The 16908-nt window shown below is 64.0% G+C and carries 15 protein-coding genes; 1 reads left to right on the forward strand and 14 read right to left on the reverse strand.

The annotated features are described in order from the left end of the window. Positions 1-668: 668 nt before the first annotated feature. The 6 genes from KXR83_RS13185 to KXR83_RS13210 all read right to left on the reverse strand — a co-directional run bounded on the left by KXR83_RS13185 (position 669) and on the right by KXR83_RS13210 (position 7689). Complete coding sequence (locus KXR83_RS13185) at positions 669-2294, reverse strand: AMP-binding protein (protein ID WP_437425200.1); 1626 nt, start codon at positions 2292-2294, stop codon at positions 669-671. An 8-nt stretch (positions 2295-2302) separates the two neighbouring features. Then, the gene (locus KXR83_RS13190) at positions 2303-2929 is read right to left on the reverse strand and encodes a TetR/AcrR family transcriptional regulator (RefSeq protein WP_437425201.1); all 627 of its coding nucleotides are present in this window, start codon (positions 2927-2929) and stop codon (positions 2303-2305) included. Beyond that, positions 2929-4266, reverse strand: coding sequence for a cytochrome P450 (locus tag KXR83_RS13195; protein WP_437425202.1), 1338 nt, complete (start codon positions 4264-4266; stop codon positions 2929-2931). The genes KXR83_RS13190 and KXR83_RS13195 overlap by 1 nt, the downstream gene beginning before the upstream one ends. 77 nt (positions 4267-4343) lie before the next feature. After that, a complete protein-coding gene (locus KXR83_RS13200; protein ID WP_437425203.1) occupies positions 4344-5315 on the reverse strand; it encodes an o-succinylbenzoate synthase in 972 nt (323 codons plus the stop codon). A gap of 7 nt (positions 5316-5322) precedes the next feature. Continuing rightward, positions 5323-5919: a TetR/AcrR family transcriptional regulator gene (locus KXR83_RS13205; protein ID WP_437425204.1), complete on the reverse strand. Its 597-nt coding sequence runs from the start codon at positions 5917-5919 to the stop codon at positions 5323-5325. Beyond that, positions 5920-7689 carry an N-acyl-D-amino-acid deacylase family protein gene (locus tag KXR83_RS13210; RefSeq protein WP_437425376.1) on the reverse strand — a complete coding sequence of 590 codons (1770 nt, stop codon included), beginning with the start codon at positions 7687-7689 and terminating at the stop codon, positions 5920-5922. A gap of 254 nt (positions 7690-7943) precedes the next feature. Here KXR83_RS13210 and KXR83_RS13215 point away from each other — a divergent pair, with 254 nt between their 5' ends. After that, positions 7944-8399, forward strand: a complete 456-nt coding sequence (locus tag KXR83_RS13215) for a helix-turn-helix domain-containing protein (RefSeq protein ID WP_437425205.1) — start codon at positions 7944-7946, stop codon at positions 8397-8399. A 27-nt stretch (positions 8400-8426) separates the two neighbouring features. Here KXR83_RS13215 and KXR83_RS13220 read toward each other — a convergent pair whose 3' ends face one another. From KXR83_RS13220 to rpsL, 8 genes are all read right to left on the reverse strand, one after another. Then, positions 8427-9023: a ClpP family protease gene (locus KXR83_RS13220; RefSeq protein WP_437425206.1), complete on the reverse strand. Its 597-nt coding sequence runs from the start codon at positions 9021-9023 to the stop codon at positions 8427-8429. Next, positions 9020-9637: a ClpP family protease gene (locus tag KXR83_RS13225; protein ID WP_437425207.1), complete on the reverse strand. Its 618-nt coding sequence runs from the start codon at positions 9635-9637 to the stop codon at positions 9020-9022. Before KXR83_RS13225 ends, KXR83_RS13220 begins: the two co-directional genes overlap by 4 nt. Before the next feature lie 96 nt (positions 9638-9733). Further along, on the reverse strand, positions 9734-10651 hold the full coding sequence (locus KXR83_RS13230) for an SHOCT domain-containing protein (protein WP_437425208.1): 918 nt from the start codon (positions 10649-10651) through the stop codon (positions 9734-9736). Positions 10652-10728: 77 nt separating this feature from the next. Then, the gene (locus tag KXR83_RS13235; RefSeq protein ID WP_116917483.1) at positions 10729-12066 is read right to left on the reverse strand and encodes a cytochrome P450; all 1338 of its coding nucleotides are present in this window, start codon (positions 12064-12066) and stop codon (positions 10729-10731) included. 149 nt (positions 12067-12215) lie between these two features. Beyond that, complete coding sequence (gene tuf, locus KXR83_RS13240) at positions 12216-13406, reverse strand: elongation factor Tu (RefSeq protein ID WP_023956142.1); 1191 nt, start codon at positions 13404-13406, stop codon at positions 12216-12218. 157 nt (positions 13407-13563) lie between these two features. After that, a complete protein-coding gene (gene fusA, locus KXR83_RS13245; RefSeq protein ID WP_023956144.1) occupies positions 13564-15669 on the reverse strand; it encodes an elongation factor G in 2106 nt (701 codons plus the stop codon). 68 nt (positions 15670-15737) lie between these two features. Continuing rightward, positions 15738-16208 carry a 30S ribosomal protein S7 gene (rpsG, locus tag KXR83_RS13250; RefSeq protein ID WP_023956146.1) on the reverse strand — a complete coding sequence of 157 codons (471 nt, stop codon included), beginning with the start codon at positions 16206-16208 and terminating at the stop codon, positions 15738-15740. Further along, entirely contained in the window at positions 16208-16582 is a 375-nt protein-coding gene (gene rpsL / locus KXR83_RS13255; protein WP_023956148.1) for a 30S ribosomal protein S12, read from the reverse strand. The genes rpsG and rpsL overlap by 1 nt, the downstream gene beginning before the upstream one ends. Positions 16583-16908 lie beyond the last annotated feature (326 nt).

The raw sequence follows: 16908 nt of genomic DNA on the forward strand, positions 1-16908 counted from the left end.
CGGGCCGCGGGTCGGCTCAGGAAACCCGCAGACGCTCGCGCTACAGACCGAGCAACGGCCGGGACACCGAGCGAAGTGACATGGTGGCTCGGGAAACTCGCGAACGCTCGGTCTGCGGAGCGAGCAAGGACGAGAGTCGCGCACGGGCCGAGGGGCAGCTCAGGAAACTCGTCGATGCTCGCGCTACAGACCGAGGAACGACGAGAGTCGCACGCCGGGTTGCGGGTCGGCTCGGGAAACTCGAGAACCCTCGGGCTGCAGGACGAGCAACGACGAGAACACCGAGCGAGGCCGGCGGGCCGCTCAGCAAACCCGCCTACGCTCGCACTACAGACCGAGCAACCACGAGAGTCGCGCACGGGGCCGATAGACGGCTGGCGAAACCCGCAGACGCTCGCGCTACAGACCGAGCAACGACGAGAATCGTACGCCGGGTTGCGGGGTTGCTCAGGAACCTCGCAAACGCTCGGTCTACAGACCGCGCAACAACGAGACTCGCACGCGAGGCTGGGGTCGGCTCGGGAAACCCGCACACGCTCGGTCTACGGAGCGAGCAACCGCCAGAACACCGAGCGAGGCCGTTTGGCGGCGCACCAAACCCGCACACGCTCGGAATACAGACCGAGCAACCGCCAGAACACCGAGCGGGGCTACCGGCCTCTGCCGACCTACGCCGTGTTGTGCTCCTCAGCCAGCGCATCGAGGGTGGTTTTTGTGACCTTGCCTTGTGCGCCACGCGGCAGGTCGGGAACCACGATGACGTCACGAGGAACCCGCGACCGCGACAGCTCGGCACCGATGTAGGTCTTCACGTCGGCCGCCTCGACGTCGGCGCCGTCGCGCGGCACCACAAATGCCCGGAGTCGTTGGCCGAAATCCTGATCGGGGACGGCAACAACTGCGGCGTCGACGATGTCGGGATGTTTGCCGAGTGCCAGTTCCACCTCTTCGGGAAAGACGTTCTCCCCGCCGGAGATGATCATCCCGTCACTGCGGCCCTCGACGAACAGCCTTCCCGCGACATCGAGACGTCCGGTGTCCCCGGTGTTCAACATCCCGTGCAGAGTCTCTTTGCTCGTGCCGTTGGTGTACTTGCTGATCTGGCTGCCCGACCGCACGAAGATCTGTCCGGACTCCCCCGTCGGTACCCGAGCACCATCTCGGATGATGGCCACCTCGACACCCAACGGTGGGCGGCCGGCGGTGGTGGGTTCGGCCGCGAGATCGTCAGGAGTCGCAATGGTGACGTAGGAAGCCTCGGTCGCGCCGTAGAGATTGTGCAGCACCGGCCCGAACCGCTCGCCGACGGCAAGCACCAGGGATGCATCGAGTTTGGCGCCGCCGGAAGCAATCATCCGGAGCCGGCCGTGGTCGATGCGACGGAGCTGTTGCTCGTCGAGATCCATGAACCGGCGCAGCATGGTGGGCACCACCATCATTGCGGTGCAACGGTGTTCAATCAAAAGATCGAGCGACTCCGGTGCCCGGAACCGTCGGTCCATCACCACTGTCGCGCCGGTCAGCAGGCACACCATCGTGGCAAGCAGGCCCCAGCCGTGAAACGCCGGCGCCGACATCAGCACGGTGTCGGAACCGCGGATCGGAATTTTGGAGACGAACCCGGCCGGCAACGACATCGACACGGCGCCGTCGCGCGGCGCACCCTTCGGCGCTCCGGTGCTGCCGCTCGTGAGGATCACCAGCGACGACTGGTGCCGCGGCGCCCGCGGCAGTTCGGTCGAGCTCGACGCGATCAGGTGGTCGAGTGTTTCGGGTCCCGGCTCACCCTCAGCCTGGCCGGTCCACGCGACGTACCGGCGGACCCCTTGGTCGACCAAGTCGAGGACGCCGGTGAACTCCGCGTCGTGCAGGATCACGTCGACCTTCTCGCGAGCGGTCACCTCCGCCATCTGTTTGGCGCCGAGATCGGTGTTCAGCAGCACCACTCGTGCACCGAGTCCGATGCCGGAGAGCAAACCGATCACCGCGAAGCGGCTGTTGCGGCACATCACTCCCACGGTGGGACGGTCCTGACCTGACAGGACCTCACCCAGGCCGTTCATCACCGCGTTGCACATCGTGGCCAGTTCGCTGTACGTCACCGATCCCTGCGGGTCGATCAGCGCAACGCGGCTGCCGTGGATGGCCGCATAGATCGCGGGCCCCGCCGCTTCACCTGCCGCACGACGCAGCTTGGCGACCTGGGGCAGTTGACGCACACCCGGCATCGCGCCGGCGCACCTCAGTTCCCGTACCGCCGCCAACTCGGTACGCACGTGGTTCAGCTTCGACACGCGACGCCTCACCACACCATCGTCGCGAGATAGCGCTGCGCGTAGTCGCGAACCGCTTCGGGCTCCGATCTGCTCTCGTCCATCGCCGGGGTATCGAGATACGAGATCACCAGCCGGACAAGGATTTCGGTGACCGCGTGCAAATCCTCATCGGGCATTTTCGCGCCGGCCGCCCGCAGCGTCTTCATGATCCGTCCGGTCACGATTTCGATGAACAGACCGGTCACCGAGTTGGTGATGCCCTTGAGCGCGTCGCGTTCGTCAACCATCATGCGGCGGATCAACGGGTCGTTGTTCACCAGCTGCGCACCGGCGAGAAACGCCTCGACGACCGCTTCCTGCGGTCCGTGGCCGACAGTGGCCTGCTCGAGCAACAGCATTCCGTCGAGGTAGATGCGTTCGGCCACACCGAGCAGCAGCGCCTCCTTGTTCGGGAACCGTCGATAGAGGGTGCTGCGGCTGACGCCCGCGCGTCTGGCGACATCGTCGACGCCGGTACGGCGAATGCCGTTGTCCTCGAACTCGCCTCGCGCCGCCTCGAGGATGGCGTCTTCTTGCTCACGTGGCGATGCGGTGTTGCGCACCTTGCGCGATGATGATGCCCGTTCTTCGGTGGGACTCGACGACCGCGCCATCACACGCGCCGCATGGTGACGGGCAGCTTGTCCTTGGGCACCGGGAGCGAGCTGAAATCCATCGGCATCGTGTAGTCCTGCGGCACCGACCACTCGAAACCGCGTAACAACTGGTGCATGATCGTCCGGACTTCCATCTGTCCAAAATACAACCCGATGCATTTGTGCACGCCGCCGCCGAAGGGCATCCAGGCCATCCGGTGCTTCTTGTCCTCGGCGCGCTCCTTGGTGAACCGCTCGGGATCGAAGACGAACGGGTTGGACCAGTACTCCGCGTCGTAGTGATTGGTCAGCCCTGGAACCGACACGATCGAACCCTTGGGCACGTAGTGCCCGAGTACCTCGGTGTCCTTGATCGCCATTCGCGGCTGCCCGGGAACCGGAGCGCACATGCGCAGCGACTCCTTCATGATCAGGTCGAGATCGGTCAGCTTGGCCAGGTCGTCGTAGCCGAGCTCGGTGCCGAGTTCCATGGACTGGGCACGGGCACGGTCCTGCCACTCGGGCGACTTGGCCATGCGGTACGCCATCTGACTCATCGTCATGGTGGAGGTGTCATGGGCGGCCATCATCACGAAGATCATGTGGTTGACCACGTCTTCGTCGGTGAACCGATGCCCCTCCTCGCTCTCGGCGTGGCACAGCACCGAGAACAGGTCGGGCGACTCCCCCGCCCGCTTGGCGGCGATGTGGCTCATGAAGAACTCCTCGAGGACTTTGCGTGACCGCAGCCCCTTCCACCAGCGACCACCGGGGACGGGCCGGCGAACCAGCGCGACTCCTGCGCGGACCGTGTCGATGAAGGCCTTGTTGACGCGGTCGGCTTCTTCTTTGGGCAGTTCCAGACCCATGAAGACCTCGAGCGCCACGTCCAGGGTGAGTGCCTTGAACTCGCTGAACAGTTTGACCTCGCCGACGGGGAACTGCTTGATGCGCTCGACGATCATCGGCTGCATCTCTTGCATGTAGCCCTTGAGCACGGGCTGGGTGAAAGCCTGCTGGAGGATCAGCCGATGGTGGCGGTGCTCTTCGAAGTCGAGCAGCATCACGCCGCGATTGAAGAACGGGCCGATGAAAAAGCTCCAGGCCGGACCGTTTGCGAACGCCTTGTCCTTGTTCATCAGGATCTGGTCGGCAGCTTCGGGTCCCCGGCAGGTGACCAGCTTCTGCCCGAAGGCGTTCATGAAGGAGACACGACCGAATGCCGCCTGCTGGGCGTCGCTGAAGGCGAACGGGTCGCGGCGCATCTTGAGGATCTGGATCGCCCCGTTGGTGTCCGAACCCTCGATCGACTTCAGACCGCTGCCCGATGGGGCCTCCGCCAGGATGACCGACATTGCTGAACCTCCGCTGTTGGAACGATTTCGCAAAATTGTATCTTCTGGCGACGTCCAGGCACAGCCGGTTGCGGTTTTCAGTTGTCGGCGAGTATCGCCAGGCAGCGGCGCAGACGCTCCAGCCACCAGTCCCGCCTGTCCTCGCCGGCGAGGGGCAGCACGGTGGGGTCTATGTCGACCAGCCGGGGACTGAGTGAACCCATCTCCGGCACAAAGGGCTCGGCGACGTCGGTGACGAACAGTCCGCCGGTGCCGAGCCCGCAGGCAGGGGGTTCGGCAGGCAACGCGACCGCGGTGGCCACGCCGGCGGAGATGCCGACCGCGGAATCGAGGGCGCTGGAGATGACCACAGGTATCGGAATCCGGCCGGCGAGATCGAGCACCCGTCGCATGCCGCCGAGCGGCGCCACCTTCAGGACGGCGATGTCGGCAGCGTCGGCGGCGATGACCTTGAGAGGGTCACTGGCGCGGCGGATGCTCTCGTCGGCCGCGATCGGTGTGTCGACGGCGGCCCGGACGGCAGCGAGCTCGTCGATGGTGGCGCAGGGCTGCTCCGCGTACTGCAGCTCACCGAGCGCGCGGATCGCTGTGATCGCTTGCTGCACAGTCCATTTACCGTTCGCGTCCACCCGGACATGGTCGATGCGGGATCGGACGGCCTCCACGCGTGCGACGTCGTCGTCGAGCGTCTGGCCCTCCTGCGCCACCTTGACCTTGGCCGTGTGCGCGCCCGGATACCGGGCCAGCACCTCGTCCACCTGGTCGGCCGGGATCGCCGGAACGGTGGCGTTGACCGCAACCGAGTCCCTCACCGCGGGTGGTGGTCCGAGGTAGGCGGCTTCGATTCCCGCCGCAAGCCAGGCGGCCGATTCGGTGTCGTCGTATTCGACGAAGGCACCGAACTCGCCCCATCCGGCCGGACCCCGGAACAGCATCACCTCACGAGTGGTGATGTCGCGGAACCGCATGCGCATGGGCAGCGCCACCACCACGACCGATTCCGCGATCTCTTCGTAGGACGGAACGGGAGACACCGCGGGGACCGTCATGAACGATTCACCGATCTGCCGCGCCGGCCAGCCAGCCGAGCACGAGTTCGAGCCTCTGCTGCTCCAGCTCTGGCTGTGGATTGACTGCCGCCGCAACGGCTTCCCCGTCGAAGAGATGGACGATGGTCAGCGCCACGAGTTCAATCTGTCCGTCGGGCAATCCCTGGACGGCGGGAACAGTGCGCGCGAACTGCGCTATCTGATCGTGGTACTCGGCAAGCATGGGGGCGAGTCGATCCCGAAGCCCCGCGTCGGTCCGCGCAGCGATCAGCAGTTCGTACCAAGCGCCGTTGATGGGCGCCCGGCACGCCTGCCGGACGAGCACCAGGCAGTCGGCCAACGTTCCGGTTCCCAGCAGCGCCAGACTTTGCGAAAAGGCCTCGAACTGTCTGGCACGCACGGAATCGGCGGCCGCGATCACGAGGTCCAGCCGAGTCGGGAAGTGGCGGAACAGCCCACCCTGGGACACTCCGCTACGCGCACAGATCTCACTGATGGTGCTGCGTTGATATCCCAGCTCGCACAGCGACTCCACGCACGCATCCACCAGCCGCGCCATCGTCGCTGTCCGGCGCTGCTCCTGGGTGCGGCGTGCCTCTCCCATCTATGCGGTCGACCTCGCGCGTACCGTCCCGCGCGCGGCCCCTGCGCGCAGGAACTGCCCGGCCTGCACCGTGGTGCCGAAACCCGGTGCGAAGTTGCCACGACCGTAGAGATACCGGCCGCCGACCACGGTCGCAGACACCGCGTCGTCATTACGATTGACCATGCGCTTGATCCCCCCGAATTCGGTCATGGTTGCCTCAGCGTATTCCTTGGTCTGGTCGGTCAGTCCCGCTGGGTCGACGACCACGAAATCGGCGCGGTCCCCCTCGCGCAGGAATCCGGCGTCGAGGCCGTAGAACTCCCCGAGTTCACCGGTGAGTTTGTGGACCGCTTCCTCGATGGTGAGAAATGGTGTGCGCGAGCCGTGTTCGGCTTCTTTCACACGTTGCAGCAAACGGATTCCGTAGTTGTAGAACGCCATGTTGCGCAGATGCGCACCGGCGTCGGAGAAGCCGATGGTCACGCCGTTCTGCTTGATCAACCAGTCGGCGATCTCCGGACGGTCATTGGTGATCACGGTGCGCCAGCGGAACTTCGTGCCGTGGTCCACCACGAGGTCGAGGAACATGTCGGTGCTGTGGACCCCGCGTTCACGGGCCACCTGTTCCACCGTCTTCCCGATCATCGATTCGTCGGGGCACTCGGTGATCTCGGCATCGTCGAAGTCGCGATGCCAGATCCTCGAGCTGAACTTTGTCTCGAAGTCCTTGCGGAACCATCGCCGATACTCGGGATCGGAAAGCAATTCGTTACGGCCCATCTCCTCGCGCAGGTGCAATGCCGCACGGCCTGAACCGAATTCCTCGAACACCACCAGATCGATGCCGTCGCTGTACACCTGGAAGGGCACCGGCAGATGCTGCCAGCGCAGAGCGCCCCGACCCCAGTTGTTGGCCACTGTCGCGATCGGCCCGAAGATGCGCCGCACCCACCGGTCCGATTTCGCGTCTGCGGCCGCGAGGACCGAGGTCTTGAGGGGCTTGCGGCCGAGCCCGGTACTGCCGGCGAGGAAGAAGAGGATGTCGTATTTGGTGTTCAGGTTGGGGATCGTCTGCAATACCCGGTCACGTTGCCGCAGTATCTTGTTGATCTTGCGGCGCTCGCTCCAGTGGGCATAGGTCGAGGGCAGTGACCGCGACCGGTAGCGGTCGCCGTCCAGCTTGTCCCAGGGGTTCGTCATCCCTGACACCCCGAGGAATCCCGCATCGAGGGCGTCGTCGATCGCCTTGAGCATCGCGTCCATCTCCGCCTTGCTCGGGGTATGTGATCGATCCGTGGAGCGGCCGAGCCCCATCACTGCGGTCCGGATGTCGGAATGGCCGAGGAAGGCTGCGATGTTCGGACCCAGCGGCAAATCGTCGATCGCCTCGACGTAGGACGCAGGATCAGTCCACGTCTTCCCGCCTTCGAGGGCCTTGATGACGTGCTCACGCGGCAGGGCCTCGACACGACTGAACAGGTCCGCAGCGTCGACAGGGGTTGTGTACACGGTGGACAGCGAACAGTTGCCGATGATCGCGGTGGTGATGCCGTGGCGCACCGACTCACCCAGACCCGGCGCCACCAGCACCTCGGCGTCGTAATGGGTGTGCACGTCGATGAATCCGGGCATCACCCACTGACCGGCTGCGTCGATCAGCTGGGTGTCCGGCCCGACGGGCAGAGGTGTGGCGGAGACCGCGACAACCCTGCCGTTCCGGATTCCGAGGTCGCGGCGCAGACCTGGCTGACCGGTGCCGTCGAACCAGGTGCCCCCGCGGACAACCATGTCGTACGAGGCGTCGCCGCCTCCCGCATGTCCGTTGCCGTCGACCGGTGTCGTGGTGTCCGCCTGCAGACTCATGTGTGACCTCCATCACTCTATAACTCAACGATAACATAGAGAGTGGCCACTCGCGAAATATTTCTTGGTTCTCGCCTACACAACGGCGCGTTGCCCGCATCCGAACCGAATCCGTGCGCTGCTTCTGCTCTGAGCAGATTCGCGGTGCACCGGCCCGACCTTCGATCTACGTTCGGTGGATGGGCCGCAGTCTCACCATCACCGACACCACGTCCGCCGATCTCCGTGCCCGTTCACGGCCGGCGGAGAGACAGCCACAGCCACGGCAGCGCGAACAACCGCACGAGCCCGAGCCGCTGTGGCGCGACGTCCTCGGGACGTACCTGCGTGATGTCCGCGGCGAGCAGGGCCGGATCCTCACCGGGGTTGCCGCCGAAGCCGGTGTGTCGCCCCAATATCTGTCCGAGATCGAGCGCGGACGCAAAGAGCCGTCGTCGGAGATCCTCTCCGCTGTCGCCGGCGCGCTCGGGCTCACACTGCTCGACATCACCAAAGGCGTCGCCGCAATCATCGAACGCGCCGCGAACGACACAGCCGGCCAGGTCATCACGGTAGGCGGACTCCCCCGGACCGCTTCCTCGGTGTCGCGGCCGGCCTCATCCTCGAACCGCGCTCACCTGCTTCTGGCGTCCTGACCTGGTCGTCGGCCGAGTTCCGAAGGGTCACCGCATCGGCCGGTACTCCAGAACCTGGTCGGCCAACCCGTATTCGACGCTGGCCTCCGCGGGCAGGATGAGCTCACGGTCGGTGTCGTGACGGAGGGCCTCGAGGTCCTTACCCGTGTGCCGCGCCAGCAGTTCCTCGAGTTCTGCGCGTACGCGAACCACCTCGTCGGCGTGGATGATCAGGTCAGGAATCGACCCCTGACCCTGAATCGACGGCTGGTGCAACACCACTCGGCCATGCCGGAGGATCGATCGTTGTCCGGCCGCACCTCCGGCGAGCAGGACCGCCGCGGGACCACTGGCCTGACCGACGCAGGTCGTCGCGACGTCGGGCCGGATGAACTGCATCGTGTCGTACACGGCGAGCATCGCGGCCGGCGACCCGCCGGGTGAGTTGATGTAGAGGTTGATCGGCATCTCCGAGCTGTCCGACTCCAGATGCAGCAACTGCGCGATCAGCACGTTGGCCACCCCGTCGTCGATCTCGGTGCCCAGGTAGACGATCCGCTCGGAGAGAAGGCGGCTGTAGACGTCCATCGAACGCTCCCCCGCTGCGGTCTTCTCCACGACGTACGGCACCGTGCACGTGCTCATCGGACGCCTCCCAGCGCAACCGGGCGGGCCGACGCCGGGTAGATGTCCGCGACGCCGTCGGCGATGCGGTCCACGAATCCGTACTCGACCGCCTGCTCCGCCGTGTACCACCGGTCCCGTAGCGAGTCGTTCCAGATCTTCTCGGCGGGCTGTCCGGTGTGCTCGGCGATCAGCGCCAGCACCGTGTCGCGGGTGTGCCGCAAGTCGTCGGCCTGCAACTCGACGTCGACCGCGGTTCCCCCGATGCCGGACGAACCCTGGTGCATCAAGATCCTGGAATGCGCCAGCGCATGACGTTTTCCCGGCGTCCCTGCCGACAACAGGAATTGGCCGGCGCTGGCAGCGATTCCGAGGGCAAGGGTGCTGACGTCGTTCGGAATGGCACGCATGACGTCCATGATCGCGAGCATCGCCGGCACCGAGCCCCCAGGCGAGTTGATCCAGAAGCTGATGTCTTTGCGTGAATCGTCGGCCGACAGCAAGAGGAGCTGACTGCACAGCCTGTTGCCGAGCTTCTGGTCGAGCTGATCGCCGAGCACGATCACCCGTTGGTGAAAGAGCCGCGACTGCAATTCGTCGTCGATGATGGCCGGAGGTGCGTGGTTGTCACTCATGACCTCACTGTGGACCCAGCCCGGGGCGAGCGAAAGTTGTTGCTGCCCAGAGCAGATCGGCCCTGAGCGGTTCTGCCGACGGCAGCAACGCAAACGTCAGAAATCGTTGAGAATCCTGGTACGTACGGCGCGGTACTCCTCGAGGCTGATGGTGCCCGCTGCACGCATCGACTCGAGTTCGGCCAGCCGCTGGCCAGGTGTGCGTGGTGGACCGGGCGGCGCGGCAGGTGGGCGTGTGAACGAAGCCGCGCTCGGTTTGCTCATGTCCGGAGGCGCCGATGTGGGCCGGCCCGGCGGCGCCTGCTGGGCAAACCCGTCCGGACGTCCGTGACGTCGCGCGATATCCATCACCTGCTCACGCACAATCGGATTCGATCTCAGGTCCACCCTGCCTCCGAACGGGATGTTGTTGTCCGCGAAGACCCTCATGATCTCGATCAGAGCATCACTCTTGCCGGACAGATCGAACTCCTCGCCGGTTTCGGTGTCGGTGAACCGCGCGGGCGCCGTCCCGGCCAGCAGTGCGGTGCGCTGCCAGTCGATGTCGAACTCACCCGAGTAGGTGTCGACGAGCACCGCAACCCTGTGCGACCGCAGAGCCGGCAAGAACATGAACGGCACCACCACGCGTTTGGTCGCCTCGAACGGAGCGATGCCGTCGCCGGAGATGGCCAGCGAGATCTTCATCATCGGCTGTCCGTTGATGCGCACGTTGGTCTGGTCCACCGAGCGCACCTCGCCGATGCCGAACCTGCCGTTCTGTTCCAGGTTGTACCGCTTGCGTCGGCGACGGTAGAGCGACTGCGCGACAAAGTAACCGATGACCACGTCTGCGACCGTGATCCCCAGACCTGCGTAGAACATCCAGCCGGTGAGCGGGTCGTCGATGAGGAAATACGCGACCAGGAAGATCGGACCGACGATTCCGCAGAGCAGGGTGAACAGCAGAATCGGCACGAACGTCCGCAAGAAGCTCGGTTCGCGGTTGCTATCACCCTGTCCGAAAAAGCTCATGCTGTGGCACCCTCACCCCGCCGGTCCGGGCGCGGTTCTCGGCCCCAACTGTCACCGGCTGTCGAGGTGAATAGATATCACAACCGACGCAGCGTCACCGGGAAACTGTCCTTGGGGATGGGCAACGACGCGTAGTTCATCGGAATCTCGTAGCTGTCGGGCACCGACCACTCGAAGTTGCGCAACAGCTGATGCATGATCGTCTTGACCTCCATCTGGCCGAAGTACAGCCCGATGCACTTGTGCACGCCGCCGCCGAACGGGCTCCACGCCATGCGATGGACCTTGTCTTCGGCCCGCTCCTTGCTGAAACGCTCGGGGTCGAAGGTCCACGGGTCTTTCCAGTACTCGGGGTCGAGGTGGTTGATCATGCTGGGCACCGTCACCATGGTCCCCTTGGGTAGGTAGTAACCCTGGATCTCGGTGTCCTGCACGGTCATCCGGGGATGCGCCGGGACCGGGGTGCACATCCGCAGCGACTCCTTCATGATCAGGTCGAGGTCGGTCAGCGCGGCGAGGTCGTCGTAGCTCAGTTCCGAACCCAGCTCGCGGGACTGCTCGCGGGCGCGCACCTGCCACTGCGGCGACTTGGCCATGCGGTAACACATCTGAGTCATCGTGATGGTGGAGGTGTCGTGGGCGGCCATCAGCACGAAGATCATGTGATTGACGACGTCCTCGTCGGTGAAGCTGTGTCCCTCATCGCTTTCGGCGTGACAGAGGACGGAGAAGAGGTCAGGTGTCTCGGTCGCCCGCTTGGCGGGGATGTGCTTGTAGAAGAACTCTTCGAGGATCTTGCGTGAGCGGAGACCTTTCCACCACCGGGTACCGGGGACCGGTTTGCGGATCACCGCGACGCCTGCCTGGACGGTCTCCAGAAAGGCCTTGTTGAGTCTGTCCGCCTCGGCTTTCGGCAGTTCCATACCGAGGAACACCTCGAGAGCGACATCGAGGGTCAGCGCCTTGAACTCGTGGAACAACAACACCTTTCCCGTGGGGAACTGGGCGACCCTGTCACGGATGATCGGCTGCATCGCGTCCATGTATCCGCGCAACACCTTGGCGTTGAACGCCTGCTGCAGGATGAGCCGGTGGTGACGGTGCTCGTCGAAGTCGAGCAGCATGACGCCCCGGTTGAAGAACGGCCCGATGAGATAGGTCCACGCCGGCCCGTTCGCGAAGGCCTTCTTCTTGTTCATCAGGATCTCGTCGCAGGCGTCGGGGCCCGAAGCGATGACGATCTTCTGCCCGAATGCGTTGATACCCGAGACCCGCCCGTACTTGGCGTGGCGTTCGTCCGACTGCTTGAACGGGTCGTGGCGCATGGCCAGGACCTCCATGACTCCGTTGCGCGTCGAGAAGGGGACCTCTTTGAGGCCACTCCCGGAAGGGATCTGCGAGAACTTGGTGGGCATACGTCGACCTCCGAAGAAACGAATTTCTATAACCGTATCTTTGGCGGAGTTACTTGTAAACCACGTCACACGTATCCATCGGCCCATGCACACAAAAAACGCCCGACCCCAGATGGGGTCGGGCGCTTTTCGGTTTGTTCTGTTACTGCTTACTTGTTGATCTTCGTGACGCGACCGGCACCAACGGTGCGGCCACCTTCACGGATCGCGAAGCGCAGGCCCTCGTCCATGGCCACCGGCTGGATCAGCTTGACGGACATCTCGGTGTTGTCACCGGGCATGACCATCTCGGTGCCCTCGGGCAGGGTCACAACGCCCGTCACGTCAGTTGTACGGAAGTAGAACTGGGGACGGTAGTTGTTGAAGAACGGGGTGTGCCGTCCGCCTTCGTCCTTGGACAGGATGTAGGCCTGTCCTTCGAACTCGGTGTGCGGGGTGGTGGTGCCCGGCTTGATGACAACCTGTCCACGCTCGACGTCTTCGCGCTTCAGACCACGCAGCAGCAGACCGGCGTTGTCGCCCGCCTGTGCCGAGTCGAGGAGCTTGTGGAACATCTCGATACCAGTGACGGTGGTCTTGGTGCTCTTCTCGCGGATGCCGACGATGTCGACTTCCTCGTTCACCTTGACCTCGCCACGCTCCACACGACCGGTGACGACGGTGCCACGACCGGTGATCGTGAACACGTCCTCCACAGGCATGAGGAAGGGCTTCTCGGTCTCACGAACCGGCTCCGGGATGCTCTCGTCGACAGCGTCCATGAGCTCTTCGACGGTCTTGACCCACTCGGGGTCGCCTTCGAGTGCCTTCAGGGCCGAGACCTTGATGACCGGAGCGTCTTCGTCGAAGTCCTGTGCAGCGAGGAGCTCGCGCACCTCCATCTCGACCAGCTCGATGATCTCGTCGTCATCAACCATGTCGGCCTTGTTCAGCGCGACCAGGATGTAAGGCACGCCGACCTGACGCGCGAGCAGCACGTGCTCGCGGGTCTGCGGCATCGGGCCGTCGGTGGCGGCGACCACGAGGATGGCACCGTCCATCTGGGCTGCACCGGTGATCATGTTCTTGATGTAGTCCGCGTGACCAGGAGCATCGACGTGGGCGTAGTGACGCTTCTCCGTCTGGTACTCAACATGCGAGATGTTGATCGTGATACCACGAGCCTTCTCTTCCGGAGCCTTGTCGATCTGATCGAACGCAAAGCTCGCGTTGAGATCCGGGAACTTGTCGTGCAACACCTTGGTGATGGCCGCCGTCAGCGTGGTCTTGCCGTGGTCGACGTGACCGATGGTGCCGATGTTCACGTGCGGCTTGGTCCGCTCGAACTTCGCCTTCGCCACTTGATTGTCCTCCTGGACTTGTTGTCGTGAACCGGAATCTTCCGGGTTTCACTGGGTGTTTAGTTCTTGCGCGGCAAGGGACTCACGTCCCCCGCCGGCAAGCGATTCTTATCTGCTGTGCGCCGGTGGCGCTATCGCCGAGGCGACGGGAGAGAAATCACTCACCCGTTGCTTTGGCAATGATCTCCTTCGACACGTTCGCCGGTACTTCAGCGTACGAGTCGAACACCATGGAGTAGTTTGCCCGGCCCTGGGTCTTCGACCGGAGGTCTCCGATGTAGCCGAACATCTCCGACAGCGGAACCAGTGCCTTGACGACACGGGCGCCACTGCGCTCTTCCATGGCCTGGATTTGACCACGGCGTGAGTTGAGGTCGCCGATCACGTCACCCATGTAATCCTCGGGCGTCGTGACCTCTACGGCCATCAACGGTTCCAGGATCACCGGGCCCGCCATCCTGGCTGCTTCTTTCATCGCAGCCGATCCGGCGATCTTGAACGCCATCTCCGACGAGTCGACGTCATGGTAGGCGCCGTCGAGCAGAGTGAACTTCAAGTTGACCAGCGGGTAGCCCGCGAGCACGCCGTACTGCATCGCGTCCTGGGCGCCGGCATCCACAGAAGGGATGTACTCACGCGGGACGCGACCACCGGTCACGGCATTGACGAACTCGTAGGTGGCGCCGTCTTCGGCATCCACCAACGGCTCCAGCTTGACGATGACCTTGGCGAACTGGCCACTGCCACCGGTCTGCTTCTTGTGGGTGTAGTCGTGCTTCTCGACCGTCTTGCGGATGGTCTCTCGGTAGGCCACCTGGGGCTTACCGACGTTGGCCTCGACCTTGAACTCGCGCTTCATGCGGTCGACCAGGATGTCGAGGTGGAGCTCGCCCATGCCGCCGATGACGGTCTGGCCGGTCTCGTCGTCCAGCTTGACCGAGAACGTGGGGTCCTCTTCGGCCAGTTTCTGGATGGCGACACCCAGCTTTTCCTGGTCGGACTTGGTCTTCGGCTCGATCGAGACGTTGATGACCGGGTCCGGGAAGCTCATCGATTCCAGGACGATCGGTGCATTCGAGTCGCACAAGGTGTCACCGGTGGTGGTGTCCTTGAGGCCGATCATCGCGTAGATGTGGCCTGCCGTGGCATCCTCGACCGGCATTTCCTTGTTGGCGTGCATCTGGAACAGCTTGCCGATGCGCTCTTTCTTGCCCTTGGTGGCATTGAGCACGCCGGTGCCGGCCGTGATGTGTCCGGAGTACACACGCACGAACGTCAGCTTGCCGAAGAACGGGTGCGAGGCGATCTTGAATGCCAGCGCCGCGAACGGCTCGTCGGACGACGGCTTGCGCGACAGGATCTCTTCTTCGTTGCCAACCGCGTGACCTTCCACAGAGGGAACGTCGAGCGGGCTGGGCAGGTAGTCGATGACCGCGTCGAGCATGGGCTGCACGCCCTTGTTCTTGAACGCCGAGCCACACAGCACCGGGTACAGCTCACGGGTGACGGTGAGCTTGCGGATGGCCGCCTTGACCTCGGCGATGCTGAGCTCTTCGCCACCGAAGTACTTCTCGAGCAGCGCTTCGTCGGTCTCGGCGACCGTCTCCATCAGCTTCTCGCGGTACTCCTTGGCCTTCTCCAGCAGATCGGCCGGGATCTCCTCGATGGTCGGCTCGGCACCGGTCGGCACGACGCCGCGCCAGGTGATGGCCTTCATCTCGATGAGGTCCACGACACCGTCGAAGTCGTCCTCGGCACCGATCGGCAGCTGGAGAACCAGCGGCTTGGCACCGAGACGCTCTTCGATGGTGCGCACCGTGAAGTAGAAGTCGGCGCCCAGCTTGTCCATCTTGTTGACGAAGCAGATACGGGGGACTTCGTACTTCTCGGCCTGCCGCCAGACCTGCTCGGACTGCGGCTCCACACCCTCTTTACCGTCGAACACCGCTACCGCACCGTCGAGCACACGCAGGCTTCGCTCCACCTCGACGGTGAAGTCGACGTGCCCGGGGGTGTCGATGATGTTGATCTGGTTCTTGTTCCAGAAACAGGTCACCGCAGCGGAGGTGATGGTGATACCCCGCTCCTTCTCCTGCTCCATCCAGTCGGTCGTCGAGGCGCCGTCGTGCGTCTCGCCGATCTTGTAGTTGACGCCGGTGTAGAAGAGGATTCGCTCGGTGGTGGTGGTCTTGCCGGCATCGATGTGAGCCATGATGCCGATGTTGCGAACCTTGTTGAGGTCGCTGAGCACTTCCTGTGCCACTTAATTCCTCACTCTGTATTGCCTGAAAGTTGTTGTAGCCGCCGGCCTGGAGGGCCGGCGGCCCGTTGTCACCAGCGGTAGTGCGCGAACGCCCGGTTGGCCTCGGCCATCTTGTGGGTGTCCTCGCGGCGCTTGACTGCCGCGCCCAGACCGTTGCTGGCGTCGAGCAGCTCGTTGGCGAGACGCTCGACCATCGTCTTCTCGCGACGCTGGCGACTGAAGGTCACCAACCAACGCAGAGCGAGGGTGTTGGCGCGGCCCGGCTTGACCTCGATGGGCACCTGGTAGGTGGCACCACCGACGCGACGGCTCTTGACCTCGAGGGCCGGACGGACGTTGTCCAGCGCGCGCTTGAGGGTGACGACCGGATCGGTACCGGTCTTCTCACGAGCCTGTTCCAGGGCCTGGTAGACGATCCGCTCGGCGGTCGACTTCTTGCCGTCCAGCAGAATCTTGTTGACCAGCTGGGTCACGACGGGGCTGCCGTAGACCGGGTCGTTGATCAGGGGGCGCTTCGGTGCGGGTCCTTTACGTGGCATCAGCCCTTCTCCTTCTTCGCGCCGTACTTGCTGCGACCCTGCTTGCGAGCCTTGACACCCTGGGTGTCGAGCGAGCCGCGGATGACCTTGTAACGCACACCCGGGAGGTCCTTCACACGACCACCGCGAACGAGCACCATCGAGTGCTCCTGCAGGTTGTGGCCTTCACCGGGGATGTATGCGGTCACCTCGACCGAGCTGGTGAGACGAACACGAGCCACCTTCCGGAGCGCCGAGTTCGGCTTCTTCGGGGTGGTTGTGTAGACGCGAGTGCACACGCCGCGTCGCTGCGGGCTGCCCTTCAGCGCTGCCGTTTTCTGCTTGGCAGGCTTGTCGTGACGGCCCTTGCGGACCAGCTGGTTGATAGTTGGCACTGAGAGTTCTTCCTTTGTTTGGCGTTCTTCGTCTCTGCTGCGGTTTCTGCTCCGGGCAAGTCCGACGTGGTCGGCACTTCCGCAGTACGCCCCACCGAGGCAAAAGCCCTGGTCAGGTGTGGCCTTCCCTACCCCTTAGTCGGGCGTGTCGAAATTGCCCGACGCGGCAGTTGAAGGCACGCAGATGGACCCGGCCGATCTAGAAATATGGCGGAGGCCGGGCACCAGCGGTCAACTCTACCGACCGTGCGACCGCAGGTCAAAATCGTCCAGGACGACCGCCGAGCGGACCGATCCCGCAGGTTGTCGGCTGTTCGTGCGCAGCC

Origin of the sequence: Williamsia muralis, assembly GCF_051487485.1 — a bacterium.
Classification (GTDB): Bacteria; Actinomycetota; Actinomycetes; order Mycobacteriales; family Mycobacteriaceae; genus Williamsia; species Williamsia muralis_B.

Coding starts and splice junctions, on each gene's coding strand:
- KXR83_RS13230 (WP_437425208.1), bottom strand. CDS start 10,651: ATGAGCTTTTTCGGACAGGGTGATAGCAACCGCGAACCGAGCTTCTTG.
- KXR83_RS13210 (WP_437425376.1), bottom strand. CDS start 7,689: ATGGTTGTCCGCGGGGGCACCTGGTTCGACGGCACCGGTCAGCCAGGT.
- KXR83_RS13190 (WP_437425201.1), bottom strand. CDS start 2,929: ATGGCGCGGTCGTCGAGTCCCACCGAAGAACGGGCATCATCATCGCGC.
- KXR83_RS13235 (WP_116917483.1), bottom strand. CDS start 12,066: ATGCCCACCAAGTTCTCGCAGATCCCTTCCGGGAGTGGCCTCAAAGAG.
- KXR83_RS13225 (WP_437425207.1), bottom strand. CDS start 9,637: ATGAGTGACAACCACGCACCTCCGGCCATCATCGACGACGAATTGCAG.
- KXR83_RS13200 (WP_437425203.1), bottom strand. CDS start 5,315: ATGACGGTCCCCGCGGTGTCTCCCGTTCCGTCCTACGAAGAGATCGCG.
- rpsG (WP_023956146.1), bottom strand. CDS start 16,208: ATGCCACGTAAAGGACCCGCACCGAAGCGCCCCCTGATCAACGACCCG.
- KXR83_RS13205 (WP_437425204.1), bottom strand. CDS start 5,919: ATGGGAGAGGCACGCCGCACCCAGGAGCAGCGCCGGACAGCGACGATG.
- KXR83_RS13220 (WP_437425206.1), bottom strand. CDS start 9,023: ATGAGCACGTGCACGGTGCCGTACGTCGTGGAGAAGACCGCAGCGGGG.
- KXR83_RS13215 (WP_437425205.1), top strand. CDS start 7,944: ATGGGCCGCAGTCTCACCATCACCGACACCACGTCCGCCGATCTCCGT.
- KXR83_RS13195 (WP_437425202.1), bottom strand. CDS start 4,266: ATGTCGGTCATCCTGGCGGAGGCCCCATCGGGCAGCGGTCTGAAGTCG.